The organism is uncultured Cyclobacterium sp., assembly GCF_963977555.1.
Taxonomy (GTDB): Bacteria; Bacteroidota; Bacteroidia; order Cytophagales; family Cyclobacteriaceae; genus Cyclobacterium.
In genome coordinates this window covers 135,574-158,265 of the sequence record NZ_CAXBPD010000013.1, presented here as the reverse complement: position 1 = coordinate 158,265, position 22,692 = coordinate 135,574, and the positions used below count along the sequence as shown (strand labels likewise).

The following is a 22,692-nucleotide window of genomic DNA, read 5'->3' as shown; positions in this document are numbered from 1 at the left end:
AGAAAATCCAGGCTATTTGGAAGTTTTAGCATAACATCGTTATAGTCAAATTGAAATCAGCAACGAAATGGCTGATTTTGTCTGCCGCGGAGGATCAATAGTTAATAGATGGCCTATTGGGTTTTTGGGCGTTAATCTTTCCTGCTTTTATCACAATGGCCGATACGACAAACCATCGCCAAGCATTTCCCAGCTTCAGCAATTGTAAGTGCCTGAAAATTATAGCTTAATTCCGCTAAAGATACGGTCTCGCCCAGACCAAACGCTCATCATTAGAGGGGATTTGGAGAGCAAAGCCATTAGCTCTCTTTAACCCATCCGAATAGTATTACTTTATTTCTTTACCCTTTTTAAAAAACACATGTTTGACCCATCTTGGTAAAAATATTGCCCCTAGAAGAAGGTAAGGGTAATAGGAGAACATCCTCCAAAGAATACTTGTCACGAAGGTGTAACCTGTTAAGAATTCATTGAAAAATTGAGTGAAGAAGAACTCTGCTGTTCCGCTACTACCTGGAGTAGGGCTGATCATCATTACAATCCACATGATTATCTGTCTTGCAAAGACTACCACATGCTCAAATACTGAAAGTGTCTCATAAGCAGAAATCAGGGCATTCAGCATAAGGTATCTAGAGGACCAAATGAAAATAGTGGTAAGGATTATAACTAACCAGTACCGGGCATTTTTACCTTTAAGTTCCTTGCTCGCATCTATTATTTGGTCGCCATAATTATTGGCCTGGTATTTCCATTTTCTCAGCCATTTTATAGAGAATAGCTTCAGCATTATCCACTTAAATACCCTCGGTCGGTAAAACAATGCCAGGGCCATAAGTACTGAATACAAAGTATACAGAGAATAGCTACCCCAGAAGAGGTATTCAAGGCTAGATCCTAATCTTACTTCAAGCACTCTGCTTTCTGGGAAAATATAACCTTGAGCAAGGTACAATATCACTGGAGCCCCTAAAACAAAAAACAAATTGTCCATGATGGCGGTCAACATGGTAAATGCCAATGCTTTGCCCAAAGGGATGCCTTCTTTATTCAATATAAATACAGCGACTGCAGTACCTCCTACTATTGAAGGCGTGACAGCAGAGGCAAATTCCCATAAAATAATGACGTATATCGCTCTTGTCCAGGTAAGGTGGTGATTTGTTATTTCTCGGATTCTAAAAACGTAGCCGGCATCTCTTAGAAATATAAAGACCAGTGCAATTATTATGGACCAAATGGAAGCATCAAAGACACCATTAAGTGTTTGTGCATTTACAGTTGGGTCCATGTAAAACATCGCAAATACTATTCCGATCCCTATCAATACAGGAACCCAAACCTTATTTGGATTTAAGGTTTTAAAAATTTCCCTATTGTCTAATTTCATAAGTTTTCTACAGGTATAGCTTCTAATCGTTCTACCCAGAAGTTATTAAAACCCTCTCCGATTTTTATTGTAACCATGGCAAGTTGAAGGAGCTCTAAAATGGCCAAAAAAGTATAAATGATAAAAATTTTATCGGGATTGATGACAATAAAGTCAGAGAATGGGATTCTGGGATTTTCGTCCAGACGGTCTAAAACCAACGTTTTTTGTTGTTCTATCGAATATGGGTATTGGATGACGGTGTGTTTTGTGTCATCCTTATAATGTGCAAATTTAGTCAATACTCTTTGATATACCTTAAGCAAGCGGTAAAGGTCAAGATCCTGAAGTTCAGCATCTACCTTGTCTATTTGATTGATCTGTCTAAGCTCTTCCGCAACATTTCCTCTGGCAAACCTGGACATTCTATCACCCTCCATATTAGAGAGCTCACCTACTACAGATTTGTATTTTTTATATTCCAGCAAGTGCCTGATCAGATCTTCCCTGGGATCTACCTCTTCACCATCTTCATTGAATTCAGGTCTTGGAAGCAGCATTTTTGACTTGACTTTCATGAGCGTAGCGGCAAAAAGAATAAATTCACTTGCTACCTCTATTTCCATTTTTTCTAAATGGTGGATGTAATCCAGGAAGTCATGGGTAATTTTAGAAATGGGTATATCATAAATATCCAGTTCATCACGTTCAATGAAAAACAGCATAAGGTCAAATGGCCCTTCAAATAAAGGTAATTTGATTTCGAAACTCACTGGATAAGATTATTTTTTGTTATTTTTGTATTTCTTATTGTGTTCAAAGATATCACATATCTGGTTAAATCAATAGGCATGTCAATAATTTACCTAAAGCCATGGAGGCTTGAATAATTATTGGTAATATTAAACATTATAACCTTTCCGAAGGTTATAGATTTTTACATAGAAGATTAGCATATGCAAATAGAACCTGGAAAATTACTTCGAGGAATCCATCATCCGGAGGAGCTTAAAAACCTCAGTAAGGACCAATTGGTTCAAATCTGTGATGAACTAAGGCAGTTTATAATCGATCATGTTTCCGTTTATGGGGGGCATTTTGGAGCTGGCTTAGGTGTCGTGGAATTGACAGTTGCTTTGCACTATGTGCTCAATACCCCTGACGATCAATTGATTTGGGATGTAGGACATCAAGCCTATGGCCATAAAATTCTTACTGGACGTAGAAACGATTTTCATACCAATAGATTATACAAAGGTCTGTCAGGATTTCCAAAAAGAAAAGAAAGTCCATTTGATGCTTTTGGCGTAGGGCATTCCAGTACTTCCATTTCTGCTGCCCTTGGAATGGCAATGGCATCTAAATACAAAGGAGAAACCCATCGGCAACATGTAGCCGTAATAGGGGATGGTGCCATGACTGGTGGGATGGCCTTTGAGGCAATGAATCATGCAGGGGTTTCAGATTGTAACTTGCTGATTATTCTCAATGATAACTGCATGTCAATCGACCCCAATGTAGGCGCCCTCAAAGATTACCTTACTGATATTACCACTTCTCATACCTATAATAAGGTCAAAGATGAAGTTTGGAATCTTCTTGGTAAAATAAGCAAATTTGGTTTTAGTGCTCAGGATGTGGTTTCTAAGGTGGAAGGAGCGATAAAATCGGCCATGCTGAAACAAAGCAACTTGTTTGAATCACTAAACCTGCGCTATTTTGGCCCTGTAGATGGCCATGATGTGAATCACCTCGTGGAGGTGCTCAATGACCTTAAGGATATTCCAGGACCCAAAATTCTTCATTGCATAACCGTAAAAGGAAAAGGTTTTGCTCCAGCGGAAAAAGACCAAACGAAATGGCATGCGCCAGGTAAATTTGACAAAATTACGGGGGAAATAGCCAAGAAAATCCCTACCACCCCACAAGCTCCTAAATACCAGGATGTTTTTGGTCATACCCTTGTGGAGTTGGCTGAGAATAATAAAAATATTGTTGGGGTTACTCCTGCCATGCCTTCAGGATCCTCCATGAATATAATGATGAAGGCATTTCCTGAAAGGTCTTATGATGTTGGAATAGCGGAGCAACATGCTGTTACCTTTTCGGCAGGTTTGGCCACTCAAGGTTTAGTACCTTTCTGTAACATATACAGTACCTTTATGCAGAGGGCTTATGATCAGGTAATTCATGATGTATGTCTGCAGGATCTACCAGTTGTTCTTTGTTTAGATAGGGCTGGATTTGCTGGTGCAGATGGTCCGACCCACCATGGTGCCTATGATTTGGCTTTTCTTCGTTGTGTGCCTAATTTAGTGGTAAGTGCGCCGATGAACGAAGAAGAATTAAGAAACCTGATGTTCTCAGGAGCTGATCACCAAGGTCCTTATGCGATCAGGTACCCAAGAGGTCAAGGTGTGATGCCTGATTGGAGAAAACCATTTAGGAAAATACCTACAGGACAAGGGAGGATAGTTACAGAAGGAAAAGACATTGCCATTTTAACTATTGGACATATTGGTAATTATGTCCTTGAAAACAAGGAGAAGTTTGACGAACTTGGTCTTAGTGTGGCCCATTATGACATGCGATTTGTCAAACCATTGGATGAATCTCTTCTTCATGAGGTTTTCGGTAAATTTGACAAAGTAATTACTGTCGAAGATGGTTGCCTGATGGGCGGATTTGGAAGTGCTGTGCTTGAATGGATGATGGATCACGATTATCAATCCAAGATAAAGCGTCTGGGAATTCCTGATGAAGTAATAGAGCACGGGGAGCAAGGGGAATTGCATCTTGAGTGTGGCTTCGATGCATCGGGTATATTACAGACTGTAAAAGACATGATGAACCTCAATGTTGCTGATAAAATTAAAATATAATTAATAGCAGAAGACTTTCAGTGAAAGGAACCGAAGGTGATTTCCACAAAATTTTTTTTAAATTGGGTAATTGTAATTGATAATTACGAGTGGTAATCATTAACCCTTTGCTATTATGTCTCAAATACGCAACCCAAGAAGAGATTTTTTGAAAAAGGCGACAGCTGCCTCTTTAGCGCTGTCAATGAATCAAACTTCTTTTTCAGCTACGGCTAGAAAGAAAAAAAACAAATTGCCAAAGTGGAGGGGATTTAATCTTTTGGATTTTTTTAACCCCCAGCCAGAGGATGGACGGAAAACCAAACCGGAATATTTTAAATACATGTCGGATTGGGGATTTGATTTTGTTCGAATACCAATATCCTATCCAAGTTACTTGGACTTTGACCGCAGCAAACCCATCCGACCTGATGAGGTAATGCAGTTTAACAATAAGGTTCTTGATGAAATAGATCAAATAATTGAGCACAGCCACGACCAAAATTTACACGTAAGTTTGAATTTACACAGGGCACCAGGATTCTGCATTAATGCTGGATTTAAAGAACCCTATAATTTATGGGAGGATGAAGAAGCATTAGACGCCTTCTGTGCGCATTGGGAGATGTGGTCAAAGCGGTATAAAGGTGTTTCCTCTAAAAGAATGAGCTTTGATCTGGTAAATGAGCCTTTTAAAAGGCAGGATCCAAACGACCAACATTCTCCAGGGGGGCCAGTACCGATAAATGAATACAGAAAAGTCGCTGAAGCAGCCTTGAAAACCATCAAAGGGGTCAATAAAAAGCGGTTGGTCATTGCAGATGGAAATGGTGGAGGAGGCATAGCCATTCCTGAATTTGCAGACCTGGACTTAAATCAAAGTTGCAGGGGGTATTTTCCTATGCATATTTCCCATCATAAAGCTTCTTGGGTTTTCAAGGATCCCGAAAGCCTGCCACCACCTAGCTGGCCGGGCATGCACAATGATCGGCTTTATCGAAGGGAGGATTTGGAAAAACATTATGCCCCATGGATTGCCTTGCTAGCGCAAGGTGTAGGAGTGCATTGTGGTGAATTGGGTTGTTATAATAAAACGCCTCATGAGGTTTTTTTAGCTTGGTTTGGTGATATTTTGGATATACTTGACGAGAATGAAATTGGCTTTGGTCTATGGGAGTTTTCTGGGACTTTCGGCGTTCTTAATTCAGGCAGGACAGACATCGAATATGAAGATTGGTATGGAGAGAAATTAGATAGAAAACTATTAAATCTTTTGATGAAAAATGCCTGATATATCCTATTGGAAGGAAGGAGCTGGTAAAGCACTGGTTTTGTTACCTGGGTTTTGCGAAACAAAGGAAATGTGGAAAGAATTTGCTGAACCCCTTATGAATACTTGTGAAATCTGGTGTCCGGATTTACCAGGATTTGGAAAAAGTTCAGCAGCTAAGGATCTATTTTCTATTGCAGAAATCGGCGAAATCTTGGCAGATTGGATGCTGGCCAACAAAATTGGAGATGCGGTATTAATAGGGCATTCTTTAGGTGGATACCTGGCTTTGGAAATGGCCCGTCTAAGTAAACTTGACTTGAGAGGCCTGGGGTTGTTTCATTCTACCGCTTTTGCTGATAGCGAGGAGAAGAAAAAGAGCCGGATAAAAACCATAGAATTTGTTAATAAACATGGTGTAGAGAGCTTTATCCAATCTTCATTGCCTTTGCTTTTTCTGAGAGAAAACAGGGAAAGATGCAAGGAGGACATAGCCTCCCTGATACATCATGCTAGCCAATTGCCTTTGGCGAGTATTATCGCTTACCTTCATGCCATGCGGAACCGCAAAGACCACATGAAAACACTTTCAGCATTTCAAAAGCCTACTTTGATGATTTGTGGAAATGAGGATACGGCTGTACCAATAGCAGATAGTCTCAACCATAAGCATGCAGTAGATCAATTTCATCAACTGGCAAATTGTGGGCACATGGGGATGTTTGAACGAACCCAACAAACCCAACAAGCTATCCGTACATTTATGAAAAGCTTACCTACTTAGTAGGTAGCTCTACCCCCAGATAAGTCAAATATAAATCCTGTGTTAAAGCTAGCTTCCTCAGATAGAATCCAACTTGCAATGGAGGCGGCTTCATCCACAGTACCCAACCGTTGCATAGGGATTTTGGATGCCATATATTCCAATTGCGCAGGGTCAGTATCTTTATTCATTGCCGTTAAGATAACCGCTGGAGCCAGTCCATTTACTGTTATCCCAGCGGTAGCATATTCTTTACCCAATGCTTTTACCAAACCAATGACACCAGCTTTGGTGGTGGAGTAACCTACCATATTAGGGTTCCCTTCTTTACCCGCTATAGACGCAATTAGCAGAATTCTGCCGTACTGTGCTTTTTCCATATGCTTGAGGGCATACTTAGCAGTTAGAAAAGAACCTCTCAAATTTACATTGTAAATTTTATCGAAATCGGCTGTTGAATAATCTGTTATTTTTACCTGGGTAGGACCAACTATTCCAGCAGAGTTGACCAGGATGTCTAGTTTTCCAAAATGACTTATTGTCTCCTGATAGCCATTCATTACAGCCTCTTCATTAGAAATATCTACTACAAAAGCTTTAACCGGAAGGCCTTCTTTTTGCCATTCACTTTCTAAGGCCATCAGCTTTTCTTTGTTGAAGTCCCAAATGGCTACACTTGCGCCTTCATCAATTAGCTTTTTGGCGATGCCTTTGCCAATTCCATCTGCGGCTCCGGTAATTACTGCTACTCTGTTATTGTATCTAGATTCATTCATTGAAATGATTTTTGGGTTTTCCACTCCTAAAATTAAGAAAGTGCTGATAAATAGTGACCATTGCAGGGATAAATTTAATGAGATCTAACCGCACAATATTTTACTTTTTGTAATTATATCGCGGTATTTACAACAATTAAATTTAAATTACTAGGGGAAATATTTCAGGAGATTATGGCGTTGTCCTTCTTCTGAACAGAAAAATCACCTTTTAGAAAGACAAATCCCTTAAATAGTAAAAGGGGAAACCGTAGTTTTGTAGGTCAAGCAAAACTTGAGAAAAAAGAGATGGCAATGTTTGAGAGATAGACGCAGGTATATGGGCCTTAATTAAACCATACTGTTTTCAGAGCGTTATAATAGCGTTTATTATGAACCGTATTGCATTAAGGGTGTGGAGGTTTAGCCTAAAAAATAGGTTGCGGCCGCTATTGATCAAAAAAAATGAATTTATACTTATAGGTATTTATTTTCTTGGAATTGCTTTACTGGTTTTTGAAAATTGCTCAACTCAAAATATTATGAAACAGATCAAACTGATTTTTATCTATTTCTTGCTCTTAAGTTTTACTTCTTGTAGTTCGCTTAACAATATAAACCCCCTAAGTCTACTTACGGGAAATAAATGGCAGCTAGCTGGAATGATGGGAAAAGCGATAGATACTGGAAAATTTGCCGAGGCTTTGCCAATGTTAAGTTTTATGGATGGCGGCAAACTGAGTGGCTTTACTGGCTGCAATAATTTTTCTGGAGACTTTAATTTGGAAGGAAAGAACATCTCTTTGAATCCAGGTGCACTAACCAAAAAAGCCTGTCCTGGATCAGGAGAGAATGAATTTCTGGCTGCACTTTCCAAAGTGAAGGATTTTAAGGTTGTTAAAGACAGGTTGACCTTATTGGATGGTACAACCGAGCTATTGAGCTTTATCCCTGAAAAATAACACCTAAAAATTTTAACAAAACGGTGTGAATATCTTTGCTACCCCCAATAGAGAGCATAGTAGCAGGAAATATTCGCTGCTTGTTGAAAGTCTATCGTAGTATCCGTCAATATACCAAATTTTATTTGTCACCATGGAAAAAAAGACAAGATCTCTGTCCAAGCAAAAAGTTATCAGCGAATGGGTTAATTCCTTCGGAGATTACCTCTATAGCTGGGCTTATCATAAAACGGGCAGCAATGAAACAGCCGAAGACTTGGTGCAGGAAGTATTTATGGCGGCCGTTAAAAATTACGAGAAATTTGAAGGCAGAAGTAGTCCCAAGACATGGCTACTAAAAATTTTGAACAATAAAATTATAGATCATTACCGGAAGTCCCCCAAGCACCAAAATAACCAGGAGGATACTGCTTCACAGTTTACGGATTCATTTTTTAATGGTGCAGATAACTGGAAGGCCAATGGACTGGAAGAAGCCTGGACAAAGGAAAACAATTTACTTGACGACCCAGCCTTTAATACCGTCATGGAGGTATGTATTGAAGATCTTCCCACCAATTGGCGACTTGCAATTCTTTCAAAATACCTGCTGCAAAAAGAATCCGTTGAAATTTGTCAGGAACTAGAAATTTCGGAGTCTAATTATTGGCAAGTATTACATAGGGGCAAGTTACTCTTGAAAAAATGTTTGGAAGTCAACTGGTTTGTAAAAAATAATTAATGTGATGTTGTTGGAGAAAATAATGAATCAAATACTTCTTTCATGTAAGGAAGCTACTTTCTTGGTAGAAAAGCAAATGGTTTGTCCATTGACTTTTACAGAAAGACTAAGATTAGGGATGCATTTAAAACTTTGTAAGGTTTGTAACGCCTATCAAAGCCAAAGTGAAACGATGAATAAAGCCTTGGAAAAGTGGGTCAATGAGGGGATGTTTACCAAAAAGTTACCTTCAAGAATAAAATTGGAGATCCTTCAAAAAATTAGTCATAAATAATTTTAACTTTTTTGTCAGGTAATTAACCTGTTAACGTCTATTTGATTGATTGTTCAGATGAATTCAATTCGAGAGGAATAAAAATGTAATTTCTTTTCTTCTCGGTTCATTTTAAATAGTAACAAATAGACGCATTATGGAACTAAGTACTTTTCAGAAGAGCTTGAACAAAGACAACCCTTTTGACTTTTCAGCCTTAAAAGCGGTTTTTCTTAATTGTACGCTCAAAAAATCCCCCGAAATCTCCCACACTGAGGGGTTGATAAAAATGAGTGAGGCTATTATGAAAGGAAATGGCATCTCCACTGAAATAATTCGACCGGTAGATCATCTCATTGCTTTCGGTGTATATCCAGACATGACAGAACATGGTTGGGATAGGGATGACTGGCCAGCCTTTCAATAGAAAATAATGGCAGCAGATATTTTGGTCTTAGGAAGCCCTATTTGGCTGGGAGAAAAATCTTCCATAGCCAGTCTTGTAATAGAAAGAATGTATGGTTTTTCAGGAGAAATGAACAAACAGGGGCAATACGCCTATTATGGAAAAACCGGAGGTTGTCTGATTACAGGAAATGAAGATGGAATCAAACACTGCGCCATGAACCTTTTATACAGTCTTCAGCACCTTGGCTATGTTATCCCTCCCCAGGCAGATGCTGGATGGATAGGTGAAGCAGGTCCAGGGCCCTCTTATTTAGACAAAGACTCAGGCGGTATAGAAAATGACTTCACCAATCGAAACACAACTTTTATGACCTGGAATTTAATGCATATGGCCAATATGCTTAAGAAGGGTATTCCTGCTCATGGCAATCAAAGAGACAAGTGGGATAATCGCGAGACCAAAGACCATCCTAATCCTGAATACAGGTAGTTTAAGAAAACGCACCATATTTAAAGACAGGAAAAAGGGTGGGTCAAACCATTGAACCAAGAATTTTAAGGAAGGATTTCCAAACTGTTTTTCTGAAGTGGTGCTATAAACCTTTAATAGGGATGTGGCTGATTCGCCTGATAATTCCACCTCCCTTTTCAAATAACTTGCATAGTATTTATAAAACTCAACAACTTCAATAATTATGGGAAATGTACATTTACTTAAATTTTATCTATTTATTGCCACCTTTTTTTTAGCAGTCACTTGTGTGCATGCTCAGCAAACGCCTTTACCTAAAACAGATCAAAATTTTGATTTGGCTGTGGGATTAGGAGAAAATAGTCAAACGAGCTATTCTCTCTCTTGGAATAAAAACCATGGCTTGTTTTCTTCTAAAAAATTAAGACTAGGTTATGGGATTCGTTTTTCAGGATTTAGTGGTAAAGAGCTCTATTATATCACTGCCCCAGCTGATCTGACGGGTGAAGATGCGACTATTGATACTTTATCAATGGGTAAAGCCAACACCATGGCACTAAATGCCTTGATTAATATTCAATACCAGTTTCATCCAAAATTCAAGGCTGGATTTAATATCGATGCCTTGGGACTTGGCTTTGGGGGAGATAAAAATGCAGTTTTTATCAGTTCTGAGAATACTGGACAGTTTCCTGAGCGCCTCTCAGCTAGTCCAACCTCATTTAATGCCCTATTGGGAGGGGACAATGACCTTGGTCAGCTTAAATCAGAGTTTTATTTGGCTTATGCAGTGTCCCAAAATACCTGGCTAAGGGCTGGGTTTGACCTGACGTTTTCGGAATACACAACGGAACAAAATTTGAGCTTTGAAAATGACAGATTCAGAAATAAAGCCATGTTATTTTTCGTAGCTATTTCCTACAATCCTTTTAAGTAAATTTCATCAAACTCAAATTATTCAATAGACAATCAATTGCTGGCTGAAATCAGTCACATTGATCCTGTTTGGAGATTCCAACACTTCTCCATTGTATAGGGGAATGCTATTGCATAATTCAGGTTTTAACTTTAAACACTATGAAAGCTTCCATATTAGTCCTTCTGTTTTATTGGATCATGTCACCAGATCATGCAAACAATATCTCCAATTCAGAGAATAAGTTAGAAGAGTCCTATATCAAGTTCAATATTAGAAACCTGGGATTAAATGTTGAGGGAGCCTTCATGACTTATAAAACCACGGTCGAATACGATAAATCCCAGCCTGAAAAAAGCAATTTTACGGCAGAAATTCAAACCAATTCTATTGACACAGGAATTAACAAAAGGGACAGTCACCTAAAGCAGGAGGAATATTTTCATGTAGAAAAGTACCCCAGCATCAAGTTTCAATCTACAAAGGTAAGGGCTGTAGGTGAAAGTGGGCTTAAAGTCCTTGGGAATCTTACCATAAAAGGCAAGACCCTACCTATTACTTTAGAGGTGGCGTTGACAACAGCAGGTTCAGCAACGCGATTTGCCATCAAAGGAGAACTCGATAGGAGAGATTATGAAATTGGAGGCAGCAGTTGGGTCATGTCAGATGAGGTCTACCTGGATCTTGTAATTGTCAAGTGAAGCTTAAATAAGAAGGTAGGTGTTTAAATGGATTAAACCATATATAATCGTTTTGTGTTTATTCGCTTCTTTTTCAGAAGTGAGCGCAAGGCAGGCCAAAGAAGACAGTACTGTTTTCAAAGCCTTGCCCTTGGCTTATTTCACGCCAGAAACGAGAATAGCGTTAGAGGGCTTTGCCTTTTACAGCTTTTATGCCAAGAATAGCCTTAGAAAGTCCAATGTGCGACTTTTTATCACTTTCACACAAAATATGCAATACTTGTTTACCCTTCCGTGGCAAGTATATACCGCAGGTGATCAATATTTTCTGAATGGAAGCATTGATTACCGCAAATTTCCGGAGTATTATTATGGATTGGGGAATAATACCAAGGAAGACTCTAGGGCACTTTATGAATTTAAAGCGCTAACAATAAAGAGCAAAAGCTATAAAAAAGTAAAAAGAAATACTTATTTCGGCCTGGCGCTTGAAGGGCAAAGATTGACTCCTGAATTTTCGAAAACTGAAACCGTTTTTGAAGATATAGTAGCAGAAAACGGAAGAGCTGGGTACAGTTATTTAGGTTTTGGCCCTTCTTTGATGTGGGACCGCAGGGATCACATATTATCTCCTTCATCAGGAAGTTTTATGGAAATAACGCCTTTATTTGCACTAGGCAAAACTGCAGGGACTGCTTTTAATTTCGGCATGCTTAGCCTTGATTTCAGGCATTATTGGCCAATTTCTGAAAAGATTACCTGGGCCAATCAGCTATTGACGCAGCTGACCTATGGGGAGGTACCTTTTCGGGCATTGCCTACCTTGGGTGGGCCCTTCTTTCACCGGGGTTATTACCAAGGTAGATTTAGGGATAGGCATTTGGCTGTTTTGCAATCCGAATATCGCCAGCATGTCATAGGAAGATTTGGTTTTGCTGTTTTTGGCTCGGCAGGGAGAGTATACAATACCTTAAGAGAGGATTTATTCAAACAAATACACCTTGCTGCTGGTGGAGGCCTTAGGTTTCGAATAAGCAAAAATGATAGAACAAATGTTAGGTTGGACTACAGCTTTACACCTGACTCTAGGGGTTTCTATATTTATTTCGCTGAGGCATTTTAAAAACATGAGCTACAAGAGTAACTTCTTCACCAAATTGACCCACTGGGAATATTGGCCAACCTGGTTGGTTTATTTGCCTGTTGTGTTTTATTATTTTCTACTTTCTTTAAGGGCAAGATCCTTCTTTTTTTTCACCCTTGCCAATCCCGATATGGAGATGGGAGGGCTTTACAATTGTAGCAAATACCGTCAGTTGAGTAAGCTTCCTGATGCGTTAAAGCCGAAAACGATTTTTCTTCAAACTGGTTCCTCTCTTGAGTCTGCCAGTAAGGCATTAATACTTCACGGAATTAACTATCCCATTATCGCAAAACCTGACAGGGGTGAGCGTGGCACGGCAGTGAAAGTAATTGGCTGTACTGAGCAACTTGAAAATTACCTACAGGAAAGTCAATCAGATGTCCTTTTGCAAGAGTTCATTCAAAGCCCCTTTGAAGCGGGTGTATTTTATTATAGGTTGCCTAGCGAAAGCTCGGGTCAAATTCCTTCTATTGTTTTAAAGGATTTTTTAACTGTTATTGGAGATGGGAAATCTAACCTTAAAGACTTGGTCAACGAAATTCCAAGAGGACGGCTTGTTAGCACTGAATTGTTTAAAGATGGACGGTTAAATCCAGAAGAAGTATTGGTTTTGGGTAAAGAAAAGTTACTTGAACCCATTGGTAATCACAATAGAGGGACAAAGTTTTTGGATGGAACACACTTTTCCAATGCAGAGCTAGTTCAAGTATTTGATAAGATTAGTCATCAATTGGGTTCTTTTTTTTATGGGCGTGTGGATCTAAAAGCACCTTCATTGGAAGATTTTATTCAGGGAAAAGGTATAAAGATTTTGGAAATCAACGGTGTGAACGCAGAGCCTGCTCATATTTATGATCCCAATGCAAAGTTATTTGATGGGATTGTAACGCTCTTAAAACATTGGGGAATTATCTATCAAATCAGCAGGGAAAATAAGCATCTAGCCCCATCCAATCTTTCAATAAAGGAAGCTTGGGATCATTATAACAGATGGAAAAAAATAAAAAAGATTGCCTGAATTTGTCAGGACGGGTGATACCTAACGTCTGATTTTATAGTGATGGACGTTTTCCTCTAGGTATCAACAAGTATTAAATCACCCAAATAAAGAATCATGCAAGCTGAATGTAAACAGAATCTAAATCAACTTTCCTTCCTTTTGGGAAGCTTGTCCACAGAGCAGTACAACTATAAATCAGAATTATTGTCAGGTGCTTCCATAGGTCAGCATATTCGTCATATCATTGAGTTTTATACCTGCCTTAAAGAGTCTTTTTGCTTAAACCTTACTCAAATTAATTACGACAAAAGAAAACGCGATAAGTCAATAGAGCAAGATGCCAAAAAGGCAATACTCACCATTGATAAATTGATTGATTTTTTGAATGAAGAAAAAGTGGTAGGAAAAGCTGCTTTGGTGGCTAACTTTTCTCTTGAGGAGGATCATGACTGCATTGTCCCATCTTCTTACAGAAGAGAACTTGCTTATTGCCTCGAACATAGCATTCACCACCAGGCTCTGATAAAAATTTCTTTGACAGACCAGGGTTTACGTCATCTAGTGGATGATAATTTTGGTGTGGCTCCATCTACCACAAAAGCCTGCCAAATCAAGGTAGTTAAATAGACCATTGCAATCGATTTATCTTATTCGTTCAAAGCCCAGTTGTAATCCTTGTAGCTGATTTTTGCCCCTTTGTTTAGTGGTTGATCTGCATATTGGTTTATAAATTCAATTAAACTCCCATTCTTTGTGAAATCGGATGAAAACCATGAAAATAAGCTAGAAACTACTGCACTATTATTTGCTAAATCATTGTAATTGGGATCATTAATAAATGAACGTGCGGCTTGTTCCAATTCAGCGTCCAAATTTTTAGCTGAATAAGCTTGATTCCATAATCTAGGACAGGAAATCGAGGCACAATTGATTGCAAAATGAATCCTAGGCTCATCAAATTCTTGCCTCAGTATCTTGTGCTCTATTTCATCCAAACTTGCGGGCTTCCCTCCAATTTCGAAAAACTCCAAATGCCAAACAGTGTTCACTAGAGGAATGCTTAATTTGGGGCCGATGTCCCTAATACTCTCAACTGGATAATGGTCGATGATCAATTTTATCGTGTAAGCATTGTAAGCATTGATCCAGTAAGCGAGTTGTTCATCTTCTGACCAGGCCTTTCTGTCTGGCGCATTATTGCTGAGCAATGCCAAATAGGTGTCTAGTTTGTCTACATCAGCTATAAACCCTTTATAGTCTACCTTTCCTTGTTCAGATACATGCAATTTTAGCAGCGCATCAAAGGAAGAATGACTTGGAGGATTGGTTCCTACTTGTCCAAGGGTAGAACTTCCGCAAGAAAGGTTTATTAACAAAATACTGAAGTAAAATAATAGGTTTGTCATTTAAAAATTTGGTGTTATTTGATAAGCTGCCCTGAAAGTTGAATTAAGTCTTCGGCCACAAATTTGTTATTTGGAGCCAGGGAGTAATTGATTTTTCCGGGTCTTTGGATAAATGCGGTTTGCATTCCTACCTTGGCTGCTCCAATGAGATCCCAAGGATGGGCAGCCACCATCAGTGCCTTGTCTGAGGAAATCTCCATTCTATCCAGAACATGTTTGTAGGTGGAAGGATGAGGTTTAAATTTTCCTACATTTTGAATGCTGAATATCCGCTCGAAAAATTGACTAATTCCAGCCGAATTCAATTGCTCATTTACAACCTCCAGGGTACCATTGCTAAGGGCCACGATTAGAAAACCAGCATTTTTTAAGCGCTGCAGCCCTTCTGCAACATCCGGGTGTGGCGACAGGGATTTAAATTTGCTCAAAATTATTTGTCTATCTTCCAGGAGAAGGTCTTTGCCATAACTTTTTGCAGTCATCTCCAAGCATGCATCTGCGATCAGCGAAAAATCATCAATACCAGCAGACACCGTTTCAACTAAAGAATAATGCAACAACGATTGGAACCACTTGTCTGCTGCATTGGGATCCCCGATAGCTTGATTAATGGCAGTTGCTATTGATTTTGTATCTAGCAGGGTTTCGTTAACATCAAATATTATTAATTGTGGTGTGGAAGGCATAATTTTCGAATTTTAGAAGGGAGACTTTAATTACTGGAATGAAAGTAATAGAAGAACAATCAATGCACTTTTTCACCTTTATTTAGCCAGACTCCCCACATTTTGTTGTAGGTGTGTACTTTGTTGGTAGGGATGCTGTCCAACTGAAATACAGGGTTATTTTCGTTCACCCAATGGAAGATTCCGCCATAGAGATTATAAACCTCACTGTAGCCACTTTGTTTTAATTTCTTGCCTATTTCCTGACTTCTGGCGCCTATAGAGCAGTAAACTATTATGGCTTGTTCTTTGGGAATTCCTTTTACCCTAGACATGTCAAAGTTATCATAACCTACCCACTGAGCCCCTTTTAAATGACTAACATTGAATTCATTTTTTTCGCGAGTGTCCAACAAAACGGCTCCATTGATCAATTCTTTTTGGTCTGGGTAGACCAAAGCAAAATTCTTGTCATAGGTACTATTTAACAATGCTTTATACGGTAAGCTTTGTCCATAAGTTTCCTGTCCTGACAAGGCAGAAATAGTAATTAGCCAAAAAGTAAGAATGTATAAGACTTTCATGGTTTTAGAACAAAATCTCGGCATTAATAATTTCTAAAACCCTAAATATACTTTAGCGAATACGCCTTTTCCTCAATTTACCATCCCACGTAAGCCGGTGCTTTTATGCCATTTAACCGTAGGTAAACCAGACATTGCGCGCGGTGATGCGTTTGGTGCCCGCGTAGCAAATAGAAAATATTTTCCTTGGTCATGTTCTCATTAGCAAAGACAATTTCTTCATCTAATTGGCTTTTGTCTGTTTCTTTTATTAATTCAAGCACATAGTTATTGGCAGCATCCAAAATTGCGATGATAGCATCTTTATCCAAAGACTGGGTGTCCTCCTTTTCAAAAAAGGACTTTTTTTCACCATTGATCGTTGCTGTAAGATAGCTGATATTACCAGCAATATGTAATATTTGATCCCTAAAGGACATGGCTTCTGGTGTAGGTTTGTAATCATATAGGTTGGCAGGCATGGCTTCAGCCATTTTCCTTGAATTGTCCATGCTACGTTTCCAAACATCAGGAAATTGATCGGAAAAATACGCCTGTGCCTTTAAACTTGAACTTCCCATGACCAAAACCATTATTGTCAATTGAATATATATAAATGCTTTCATAATTGGGAGCAATTAAAACATCTTAGCCCTAAAAACCAATAATAAAAGGGTTGAGTGGCTGATTTTGACCTGGTTTTAACAGGTAGGTAAAGCTGTCGCATAATTGGAGTAAAGGGGAAATCTGCCTTAAGCAACAGTAATTTACTTCAAATTGAAAACTAGTAGCGGCTGGTTTTCGTTTTCATCATTAAACCCACCTTTATGAATCAAAATGCTATCAGGTTCCTTCTATTGTCTTTATTATTACCACTTTTTTCAAGCTGCTTTTCTTTCAGAGACAGTGATAAAAGCCTCGTTAAGTTAATGGAAAAAGAGCGCCATCCTTTTGATATCAATTATTTTGAGAAGTATTCTCTCAGGTGGTTATGGCACGAAAACCGAGACAAGAATGCACCTATATTACTGTTTATTCATGGTGCTCCCGGATCTTCTTCTGCTTTTCTATCTTATATGCAGGAAGATACTTTACGAAAAGACTTTTCGATTCTCATAATTGATCGACTTGGTTACGGTTATTCTGACTATGGCAATTACCAACCCATTCCCAAACAGTATGAGGCGGTAGATGCATTGATGAATGAAGTTAGGGGGCATAATCAGAAGGTCTACACGATAGGACATTCCTATGGTGGAACCATCGCCGGCTATACAGCCATTCAGGACCCGGAATGGCTCACAGGGTCAGTGATGATCGCTCCAGCCTTGGATCCGGAACAAGAAAAATACTTGTGGTTTGGCAAACTGGCTTTGTATAAAAGTACCCGATGGTTGGTTTCTAAGTCCCTTCGTGTTGCGGCCGATGAAAAGTATTCTCATGAAGAAGAACTTCGGACTTTTATAAATAGCTGGGATCAAATAAATTCTCCAATCCTTCATATTCATGGGGATAAGGATGGGTTGGTGCCTTATGGAAACGTTAATTTTTCTGAGGAAAGGATTCCGAAAAAATGGTTGACTATAAAAACCATACCGGAGGAAGGGCACTTGCTGCCTTTCACTGAACAAAAGCGAATGGTAAATGAAATTTTACTATTTATTGGTCAAAATTAAGAGCCGCTTTTTTAGTCAATAAGACTGTTTGGTGGATTTTGCTTTGGGTGATATAAGTCACTTATATACTGATTTATAAAAGTTATTTTTATTGTGTGCATAAGCCTTTAATAGGCTCTCTTGCTCTTCAATTTTCTTTTATAAAAAAACCAAAGCATCATGACAAAAAACATGGGATCAGCCGACAAAATAGTAAGAACACTTATCGCTATCGTAGCATTGTATCTATATTTCTCGGGCACTGTGACGGGAACAGTTGGTATTGTTCTAATCGTCGTTGCAGTAATATTTTTATTAACCAGTCTGATAAGTTTCTGTCCGCTCTATACTTTGTTTGGATTAAAAACTTGCAAAACGAAGCAATCTTAAACAGTTTATACCATTCATATGCCTAAACTACTGTGAAGCTTTATTTCATTCCTTAAAGAATAGCGGATCGACTATCCGGTTTGGTTAAAACAGGGCATAAAAAAACAGGAACAATTCCCAACGGGAATTGTTCCTGTTTTACAATAAGCGCAAATGATTCCTATGCTTGGAAAGGTCCTCACTCCTAAATAATCAGGACTTATTGCCCATCAAAGTCCTCATCCTCTTCTTCTTCACTAGGTGCTCCGAGGTCAAACATGCTGCTGAAGAGGTCATTGAACTGCATACCGGTGTCCAGTAATTTTTTGCTCAGTTGGCTGTGTTCTGCCAGGCCATGCAGGGCAAACTCCATGTAAAATTCTTTTTCCATTTCAGGAAGGTCTTTAACAAACTTTGTGGTGATGTTTTCTAAGCCTGGTACATCGTGAAGAAGTTTTTTGTATTCTTTGTCGCTTTGAGAAGCGAGTATATCCAGGCTATTGCCTTCACCAAACCAAGACAGTGGCAGTACATAAGGATTGCCTTCTTTCGTTTTCTTTTTTTGCTCAGGTGAAGGGAAGTTTTGGGCAAACATGGTGCGAATGGCTTTTCCAATAAGGTTATAAGCGACGAGGCCTGCCCCTTCTTGTTCTCCTTCATAGACAAGTTCTACCTTGCCGGTGATTGCAGGAATTACGCCAATAAGGTCCACGATTCGGACAATGGTGTTCGTTTCATTGTTAAGGTATAGCCTGCGTTCAGCAGCAGAAATCAGGTTCTCATAAGCGGAAATGGTCAGCCTGGCAGATACGCCACTCTTTTCATCCACGTATTCACTTTCCCTTGCTTCTACCGCTATTTGCTCGATCAGGTCCTTCATCAGCTCAGGTACATGGATCTGAGACATAGGCCTGTCCTTAATTTTGGCTTCCTGTTCGGTAATTTTTCTACCAATTGTGATGCTCTTTGGGTAATGGGTAATGATCTGGCTTTCGATTCTGTCTTTAAGAGGCGTAACAATGCTACCCCTATTGGTATAATCTTCAGGGTTGGCAGTAAAGACGAATTGAAGATCCAAAGGCAGCCTTAATTTAAAACCCCTGATCTGAATATCACCTTCCTGAAGGATATTAAACAGTGCCACCTGTATTCTTGCCTGTAAATCTGGTAATTCATTGATCACGAATATGGATCGATTTGAGCGAGGAACCAAGCCAAAATGGATGACTTTTTCGTCATTATAGGACAATTTCATGGTTGCTGCCTTGATTGGGTCCACATCACCTATCAAATCTGCAACAGACACATCTGGCGTTGCCAATTTTTCAGTATAACGCTCTTCTTTTGCCCACCAAGTCACAGGCGTGTTATCACCCTTTTCAGCGATTAATGCTTTAGCAAAGGTAGAAATAGGGCTTAGAGGATCATCATTCAGTTCTGCTCCTGCTACCACAGGTACATAATCATCCAAAAGCATGGTCATCATCCTGGCAATCCTGGTTTTTGCTTGTCCACGCAATCCCAAAAGGTTGATATTGTGTTTGGAAAGAATGGCCCTTTCTATGTCAGGAATAACAGTGTCTTCATAACCCCAAACCCCTTCGAATACGTTTTCATTATTCTTGATTTTTTGAATGAGGTTACTTCTAAGTTCTTCTTTGATGGATTTGGGAGTATAACCAAATGCTCTTAATTGTCCCAGTGTTTTTATTTTCAATAAATCTTTATTGCTCATTTCTGTGTATTCCATGTTTTAAAAACGTTTCGTTCTATTTCTTTTGTAATCTTCAAAAATTAAATGTCCCAGCCCCTGTAAATTGCTATAATAGGCATTGCCATTATTTACAGTGGTGAATTCCTTTACAAACTCCTTCAGGTAGGGATCGGAGGCGATCATAAAGGTGGTCACTGGGATTTTCATTTTTCTGCACTGGGCAGCGAGTTTTAACGTTTCTTTGAGAATTTTGCTGTCTATGCCAAAGCTGTTTTTATAATATTTGATGCCCACCTTCAGACAGGTAGGTTTCCCATCGGTGATCATAAATATTTGCTTGTTGGGATTTTTTCTTCTTCTGAGCAGGTCCATGGCCAATTCCAAACCTGCTACCGTATTGGTATGGTAAGGGCCTACCTGAAGGTAAGGCAGGTCTTTTATTTCAATTTGCCAGGCATCATTGCCAAAGACAATTACATCAAGTGTATCCTTTGGATATCGGGTTTTGACCAATTCCGCCAAAGCCATGGCCACTTTTTTGGCGGGCGTTATCCGGTCCTCTCCGTAAAGGATCATGCTATGAGAAATGTCTATCATCAACACGGTGGAAGTCTGGGTACTGGCCTCACTCTCCACTACTTCTAGGTCACTTTCTGTAAGTAGAAAGTCACCAGAAAACCCATGGTTGATCTGGGCGTTTCTCAATGAATCTGTGAGGGCTATCTGGTCGAGGTTGTCGCCAAATGAGAAGGGCCTGCGATCGGTACCTCTCTCCTCTCCTGGTCCTGTATGGTTGGTTTTGTGTTGCCCCCCTTTTCCTCGCTTAAGCTTTCCAAATATTTCTTCCAGTGCGCTTTTTCGGATGGACTGTTCTGCTTTTCCGGTGATTTTAAAACCTCCGTTTCCCTGTTTTTCATCCAGGTAGCCTTTGCTCTTCAGGTCCTCAATAAAGTCTCCAATACCATACCCTGGCTTGGTCATATTGTATCGCTTGTCCAAATCGGTGAGCCAGCTAAGTGCCTCAGCAGCATCTCCACCCGTCATGGTGACCAACTGAAGAAAAATGTCCAAAAGCTGCTCAAAAGTATTTTTATCTTCGTCCTTCTGGGGGACAAATTCGCTGAATCTAAATCCTTTCATAGTAGGGTAACAAGAATTATGGGCATGAGGTTTAATTTTGGCCAAATACCTTTTAGGAATTTGGTTTTGAAACAAACAAAGGCCTTCCTATTGAGTAAAGGAATCACATCAAGATCAGCAAATAATAGTCATTTTCGTGACTTCAAAGTAGTACTCTAACTTAGGCATAATTCCCTTATGCTATTTTGAGCATTACCTATAAACACACTTTTAAATAAGCTTTCGGATTTCTTCAGACTGAAGGTTGCAGTTGATCCACTCCTCTTCCATACTGGCCCCATATTTTTTGTAAAAATTTATCGCTGGTTCATTCCAATCCAATACTTGCCACATCATTCCGGTACAGTCGTCTTCCAGGGATTTAGCGAGCACCCTTTCGAAAAGTAGTTTTCCGGCACCTTTGCCACGCTCTTTTTCAGTGATAATGTAGTCTTCCAAATACAAGCGTTTGCCTTTCCAGGTGCTGTACCGGAAATAATAAATGGCTGTTCCGATAATGGTTTTTTCTTCTCCTTTTTGGACAACGAAAAAACCAAACACAGGTTCCGGGCCAAACCCATCTTTTTCCATCATTTCAAGCGTATTGGTCACCTCATCTGGTGCTTTCTCATAAAGCGCCAGTTCTTTGATCAATTCAAGAATGGCGGGTAAGTCCTCTTTTTTTCCTTTTCTTACAGTATACATAACTTGAAATTAATAAAATTGAGCAACTTTACCTTTAACCCGTCCAGCCTTTCTGAAAAATATTATTGACCAATTCATAATTACTGCTTTACTTACTATTTTTAATCTTTGACCCTTAATTCACCAACTTATGTTTTTATCTATTGATGCAGGGAATTCAAATATAGTATTTGGTTTTTACCACGAGGTAAATGCTTCCTGGAAAGAAGTGCTTAGAATACCAACAAAAAAGGACCTGAAAGTTTTTTCTTTGGAAAGAAAAGTAGGCCTTTTTTTCCTTGAAAAGGGGTGGAATGTGGACTTGGTGGATCAAATTGGGCTAAGTACTGTTGTTCCGGATTTGGAACCGGTTTTGGTGCAGTTTTGCCAGCGGTTTTTTGGTAAAACCCCGTTCATTGTCAATGAATACAGCTATGAAAAATTACCGGTTTCTGCCCTAAACCCAACAGAAATAGGTACTGACCTGATGGCCAACATAACCGCAGCTTATTTGCGTTTTAGTTCCGCCTGTATCATTGTGGATTTTGGAACGGCATTGACCTTTAGTGTGGTAGATGATAAGGGAGAGGTTATAGGAGTCAATATCGTTCCGGGTATAAAAACGGCGATCAATTCATTGTTCAATAACACAGCGAAACTGCCAAAAGTAGCATTGAAATTGCCTGAATCTGCCTTGGGAAAAGATACGGTTCACGCCATTCAGGCAGGTATTTTTTATGGATACTCGGGTTTGGTCAAGGGAATGGTGGAGGCCATTGAGAAGGAAACAAATTGCAAATATCAGCTGCTTGTTACCGGAGGCATGTCCTCATTGATGGGGCACTTGGGCGAAAGATTTAATAATGTGGATGTCAACCTGACTTTAAAAGGAATTTATGAGATCACAAGGCTTAATTTGGATAATTAAGTGCATTTCTTCTTG

Annotated in this window: 26 protein-coding genes; 16 read left to right on the top strand and 10 right to left on the bottom strand. The window is 39.3% G+C overall.

Translation table 11 applies throughout. From position 1 onward, the window contains the following. Positions 1–328 precede the first annotated feature (328 nt). Both AAC073_RS16580 and AAC073_RS16575 read right to left on the bottom strand, forming a co-directional pair. Positions 329–1,390 (bottom strand): lysylphosphatidylglycerol synthase transmembrane domain-containing protein, encoded by a 1,062-nt coding sequence (locus tag AAC073_RS16580; protein WP_339924912.1) that lies wholly within the window; start codon positions 1,388–1,390, stop codon positions 329–331. Further along, a complete protein-coding gene (locus AAC073_RS16575) occupies positions 1,387–2,142 on the bottom strand; it encodes a segregation/condensation protein A (RefSeq protein ID WP_339924911.1) in 756 nt (251 codons plus the stop codon). Before AAC073_RS16575 ends, AAC073_RS16580 begins: the two co-directional genes overlap by 4 nt. 183 nt (positions 2,143–2,325) lie before the next feature. Between AAC073_RS16575 and dxs the strand changes: the two genes are divergently transcribed. The 3 genes from dxs (at position 2,326) to AAC073_RS16560 (ending at position 6,284) form a co-directional block, all read left to right on the top strand. Then, positions 2,326–4,251 (top strand): 1-deoxy-D-xylulose-5-phosphate synthase, encoded by a 1,926-nt coding sequence (gene dxs / locus AAC073_RS16570; RefSeq protein ID WP_339924910.1) that lies wholly within the window; start codon positions 2,326–2,328, stop codon positions 4,249–4,251. Positions 4,252–4,366: 115 nt separating this feature from the next. Then, positions 4,367–5,521: a cellulase family glycosylhydrolase gene (locus AAC073_RS16565; protein ID WP_339924909.1), complete on the top strand. Its 1,155-nt coding sequence runs from the start codon at positions 4,367–4,369 to the stop codon at positions 5,519–5,521. After that, positions 5,514–6,284 carry an alpha/beta hydrolase gene (locus tag AAC073_RS16560; protein WP_339924908.1) on the top strand — a complete coding sequence of 257 codons (771 nt, stop codon included), beginning with the start codon at positions 5,514–5,516 and terminating at the stop codon, positions 6,282–6,284. The genes AAC073_RS16565 and AAC073_RS16560 overlap by 8 nt, the downstream gene beginning before the upstream one ends. On the opposite strand, the gene AAC073_RS16555 is transcribed toward AAC073_RS16560, so the two are convergent. Next, complete coding sequence (locus tag AAC073_RS16555) at positions 6,281–7,039, bottom strand: SDR family NAD(P)-dependent oxidoreductase (protein WP_339924907.1); 759 nt, start codon at positions 7,037–7,039, stop codon at positions 6,281–6,283. The genes AAC073_RS16560 and AAC073_RS16555 overlap by 4 nt on opposite strands. Positions 7,040–7,560: 521 nt before the next feature. Here AAC073_RS16555 and AAC073_RS16550 point away from each other — a divergent pair. From AAC073_RS16550 to AAC073_RS16505, 10 genes are all read left to right on the top strand, one after another. Next, positions 7,561–7,980 carry an META domain-containing protein gene (locus tag AAC073_RS16550; protein WP_339924906.1) on the top strand — a complete coding sequence of 140 codons (420 nt, stop codon included), beginning with the start codon at positions 7,561–7,563 and terminating at the stop codon, positions 7,978–7,980. A 133-nt stretch (positions 7,981–8,113) separates the two neighbouring features. Continuing rightward, positions 8,114–8,701: a sigma-70 family RNA polymerase sigma factor gene (locus AAC073_RS16545; protein WP_339924905.1), complete on the top strand. Its 588-nt coding sequence runs from the start codon at positions 8,114–8,116 to the stop codon at positions 8,699–8,701. 22 nt (positions 8,702–8,723) lie between these two features. Then, positions 8,724–8,975 (top strand): hypothetical protein, encoded by a 252-nt coding sequence (locus AAC073_RS16540; protein WP_339924904.1) that lies wholly within the window; start codon positions 8,724–8,726, stop codon positions 8,973–8,975. 136 nt (positions 8,976–9,111) lie between these two features. Further along, positions 9,112–9,381, top strand: coding sequence for a hypothetical protein (locus tag AAC073_RS16535; protein ID WP_339924903.1), 270 nt, complete (start codon positions 9,112–9,114; stop codon positions 9,379–9,381). Positions 9,382–9,387: 6 nt separating this feature from the next. After that, positions 9,388–9,852, top strand: a complete 465-nt coding sequence (locus AAC073_RS16530; RefSeq protein ID WP_339924902.1) for a hypothetical protein — start codon at positions 9,388–9,390, stop codon at positions 9,850–9,852. A gap of 205 nt (positions 9,853–10,057) precedes the next feature. Beyond that, positions 10,058–10,771 (top strand): hypothetical protein, encoded by a 714-nt coding sequence (locus tag AAC073_RS16525; protein ID WP_339924901.1) that lies wholly within the window; start codon positions 10,058–10,060, stop codon positions 10,769–10,771. 140 nt (positions 10,772–10,911) lie between these two features. Then, the gene (locus AAC073_RS16520; protein ID WP_339924900.1) at positions 10,912–11,451 is read left to right on the top strand and encodes a YceI family protein; all 540 of its coding nucleotides are present in this window, start codon (positions 10,912–10,914) and stop codon (positions 11,449–11,451) included. A gap of 19 nt (positions 11,452–11,470) precedes the next feature. Beyond that, positions 11,471–12,553, top strand: a complete 1,083-nt coding sequence (locus AAC073_RS16515) for a BamA/TamA family outer membrane protein (RefSeq protein ID WP_339924899.1) — start codon at positions 11,471–11,473, stop codon at positions 12,551–12,553. A 4-nt stretch (positions 12,554–12,557) separates the two neighbouring features. After that, positions 12,558–13,592 (top strand): hypothetical protein, encoded by a 1,035-nt coding sequence (locus AAC073_RS16510; RefSeq protein ID WP_339924898.1) that lies wholly within the window; start codon positions 12,558–12,560, stop codon positions 13,590–13,592. Between the two features lie 96 nt (positions 13,593–13,688). Further along, positions 13,689–14,201: a hypothetical protein gene (locus AAC073_RS16505; RefSeq protein WP_339924897.1), complete on the top strand. Its 513-nt coding sequence runs from the start codon at positions 13,689–13,691 to the stop codon at positions 14,199–14,201. 20 nt (positions 14,202–14,221) lie between these two features. On the opposite strand, the gene AAC073_RS16500 is transcribed toward AAC073_RS16505, so the two are convergent. From AAC073_RS16500 to AAC073_RS16485, 4 genes are all read right to left on the bottom strand, one after another. Then, positions 14,222–14,980, bottom strand: coding sequence for a DUF547 domain-containing protein (locus AAC073_RS16500; protein WP_339924896.1), 759 nt, complete (start codon positions 14,978–14,980; stop codon positions 14,222–14,224). Between the two features lie 14 nt (positions 14,981–14,994). Beyond that, positions 14,995–15,666, bottom strand: coding sequence for a haloacid dehalogenase type II (locus AAC073_RS16495; protein WP_339924895.1), 672 nt, complete (start codon positions 15,664–15,666; stop codon positions 14,995–14,997). Between the two features lie 59 nt (positions 15,667–15,725). Beyond that, positions 15,726–16,229 carry a rhodanese-like domain-containing protein gene (locus AAC073_RS16490; RefSeq protein ID WP_339924894.1) on the bottom strand — a complete coding sequence of 168 codons (504 nt, stop codon included), beginning with the start codon at positions 16,227–16,229 and terminating at the stop codon, positions 15,726–15,728. 77 nt (positions 16,230–16,306) lie between these two features. Beyond that, positions 16,307–16,834 (bottom strand): DinB family protein, encoded by a 528-nt coding sequence (locus AAC073_RS16485; RefSeq protein ID WP_339924893.1) that lies wholly within the window; start codon positions 16,832–16,834, stop codon positions 16,307–16,309. 201 nt (positions 16,835–17,035) lie between these two features. Between AAC073_RS16485 and AAC073_RS16480 the strand changes: the two genes are divergently transcribed. Beyond that, positions 17,036–17,884, top strand: coding sequence for an alpha/beta hydrolase (locus AAC073_RS16480; protein WP_339924892.1), 849 nt, complete (start codon positions 17,036–17,038; stop codon positions 17,882–17,884). Between the two features lie 159 nt (positions 17,885–18,043). After that, positions 18,044–18,253, top strand: coding sequence for a DUF2892 domain-containing protein (locus AAC073_RS16475; protein WP_339924891.1), 210 nt, complete (start codon positions 18,044–18,046; stop codon positions 18,251–18,253). A 199-nt stretch (positions 18,254–18,452) separates the two neighbouring features. On the opposite strand, the gene AAC073_RS16470 is transcribed toward AAC073_RS16475, so the two are convergent. The 3 genes from AAC073_RS16470 to AAC073_RS16460 all read right to left on the bottom strand — a co-directional run bounded on the left by AAC073_RS16470 (position 18,453) and on the right by AAC073_RS16460 (position 21,770). Next, complete coding sequence (locus AAC073_RS16470) at positions 18,453–19,982, bottom strand: magnesium chelatase (RefSeq protein WP_339924890.1); 1,530 nt, start codon at positions 19,980–19,982, stop codon at positions 18,453–18,455. A 3-nt stretch (positions 19,983–19,985) separates the two neighbouring features. Next, positions 19,986–21,086 carry a VWA domain-containing protein gene (locus AAC073_RS16465; RefSeq protein ID WP_339924889.1) on the bottom strand — a complete coding sequence of 367 codons (1,101 nt, stop codon included), beginning with the start codon at positions 21,084–21,086 and terminating at the stop codon, positions 19,986–19,988. Positions 21,087–21,296: 210 nt separating this feature from the next. After that, positions 21,297–21,770, bottom strand: coding sequence for a GNAT family N-acetyltransferase (locus AAC073_RS16460; RefSeq protein ID WP_339924888.1), 474 nt, complete (start codon positions 21,768–21,770; stop codon positions 21,297–21,299). A 130-nt stretch (positions 21,771–21,900) separates the two neighbouring features. On the opposite strand from AAC073_RS16460, the gene AAC073_RS16455 reads away from it, so the two are divergent. Further along, positions 21,901–22,677: a type III pantothenate kinase gene (locus AAC073_RS16455; RefSeq protein ID WP_339924887.1), complete on the top strand. Its 777-nt coding sequence runs from the start codon at positions 21,901–21,903 to the stop codon at positions 22,675–22,677. Positions 22,678–22,692: the final 15 nt, after the last annotated feature.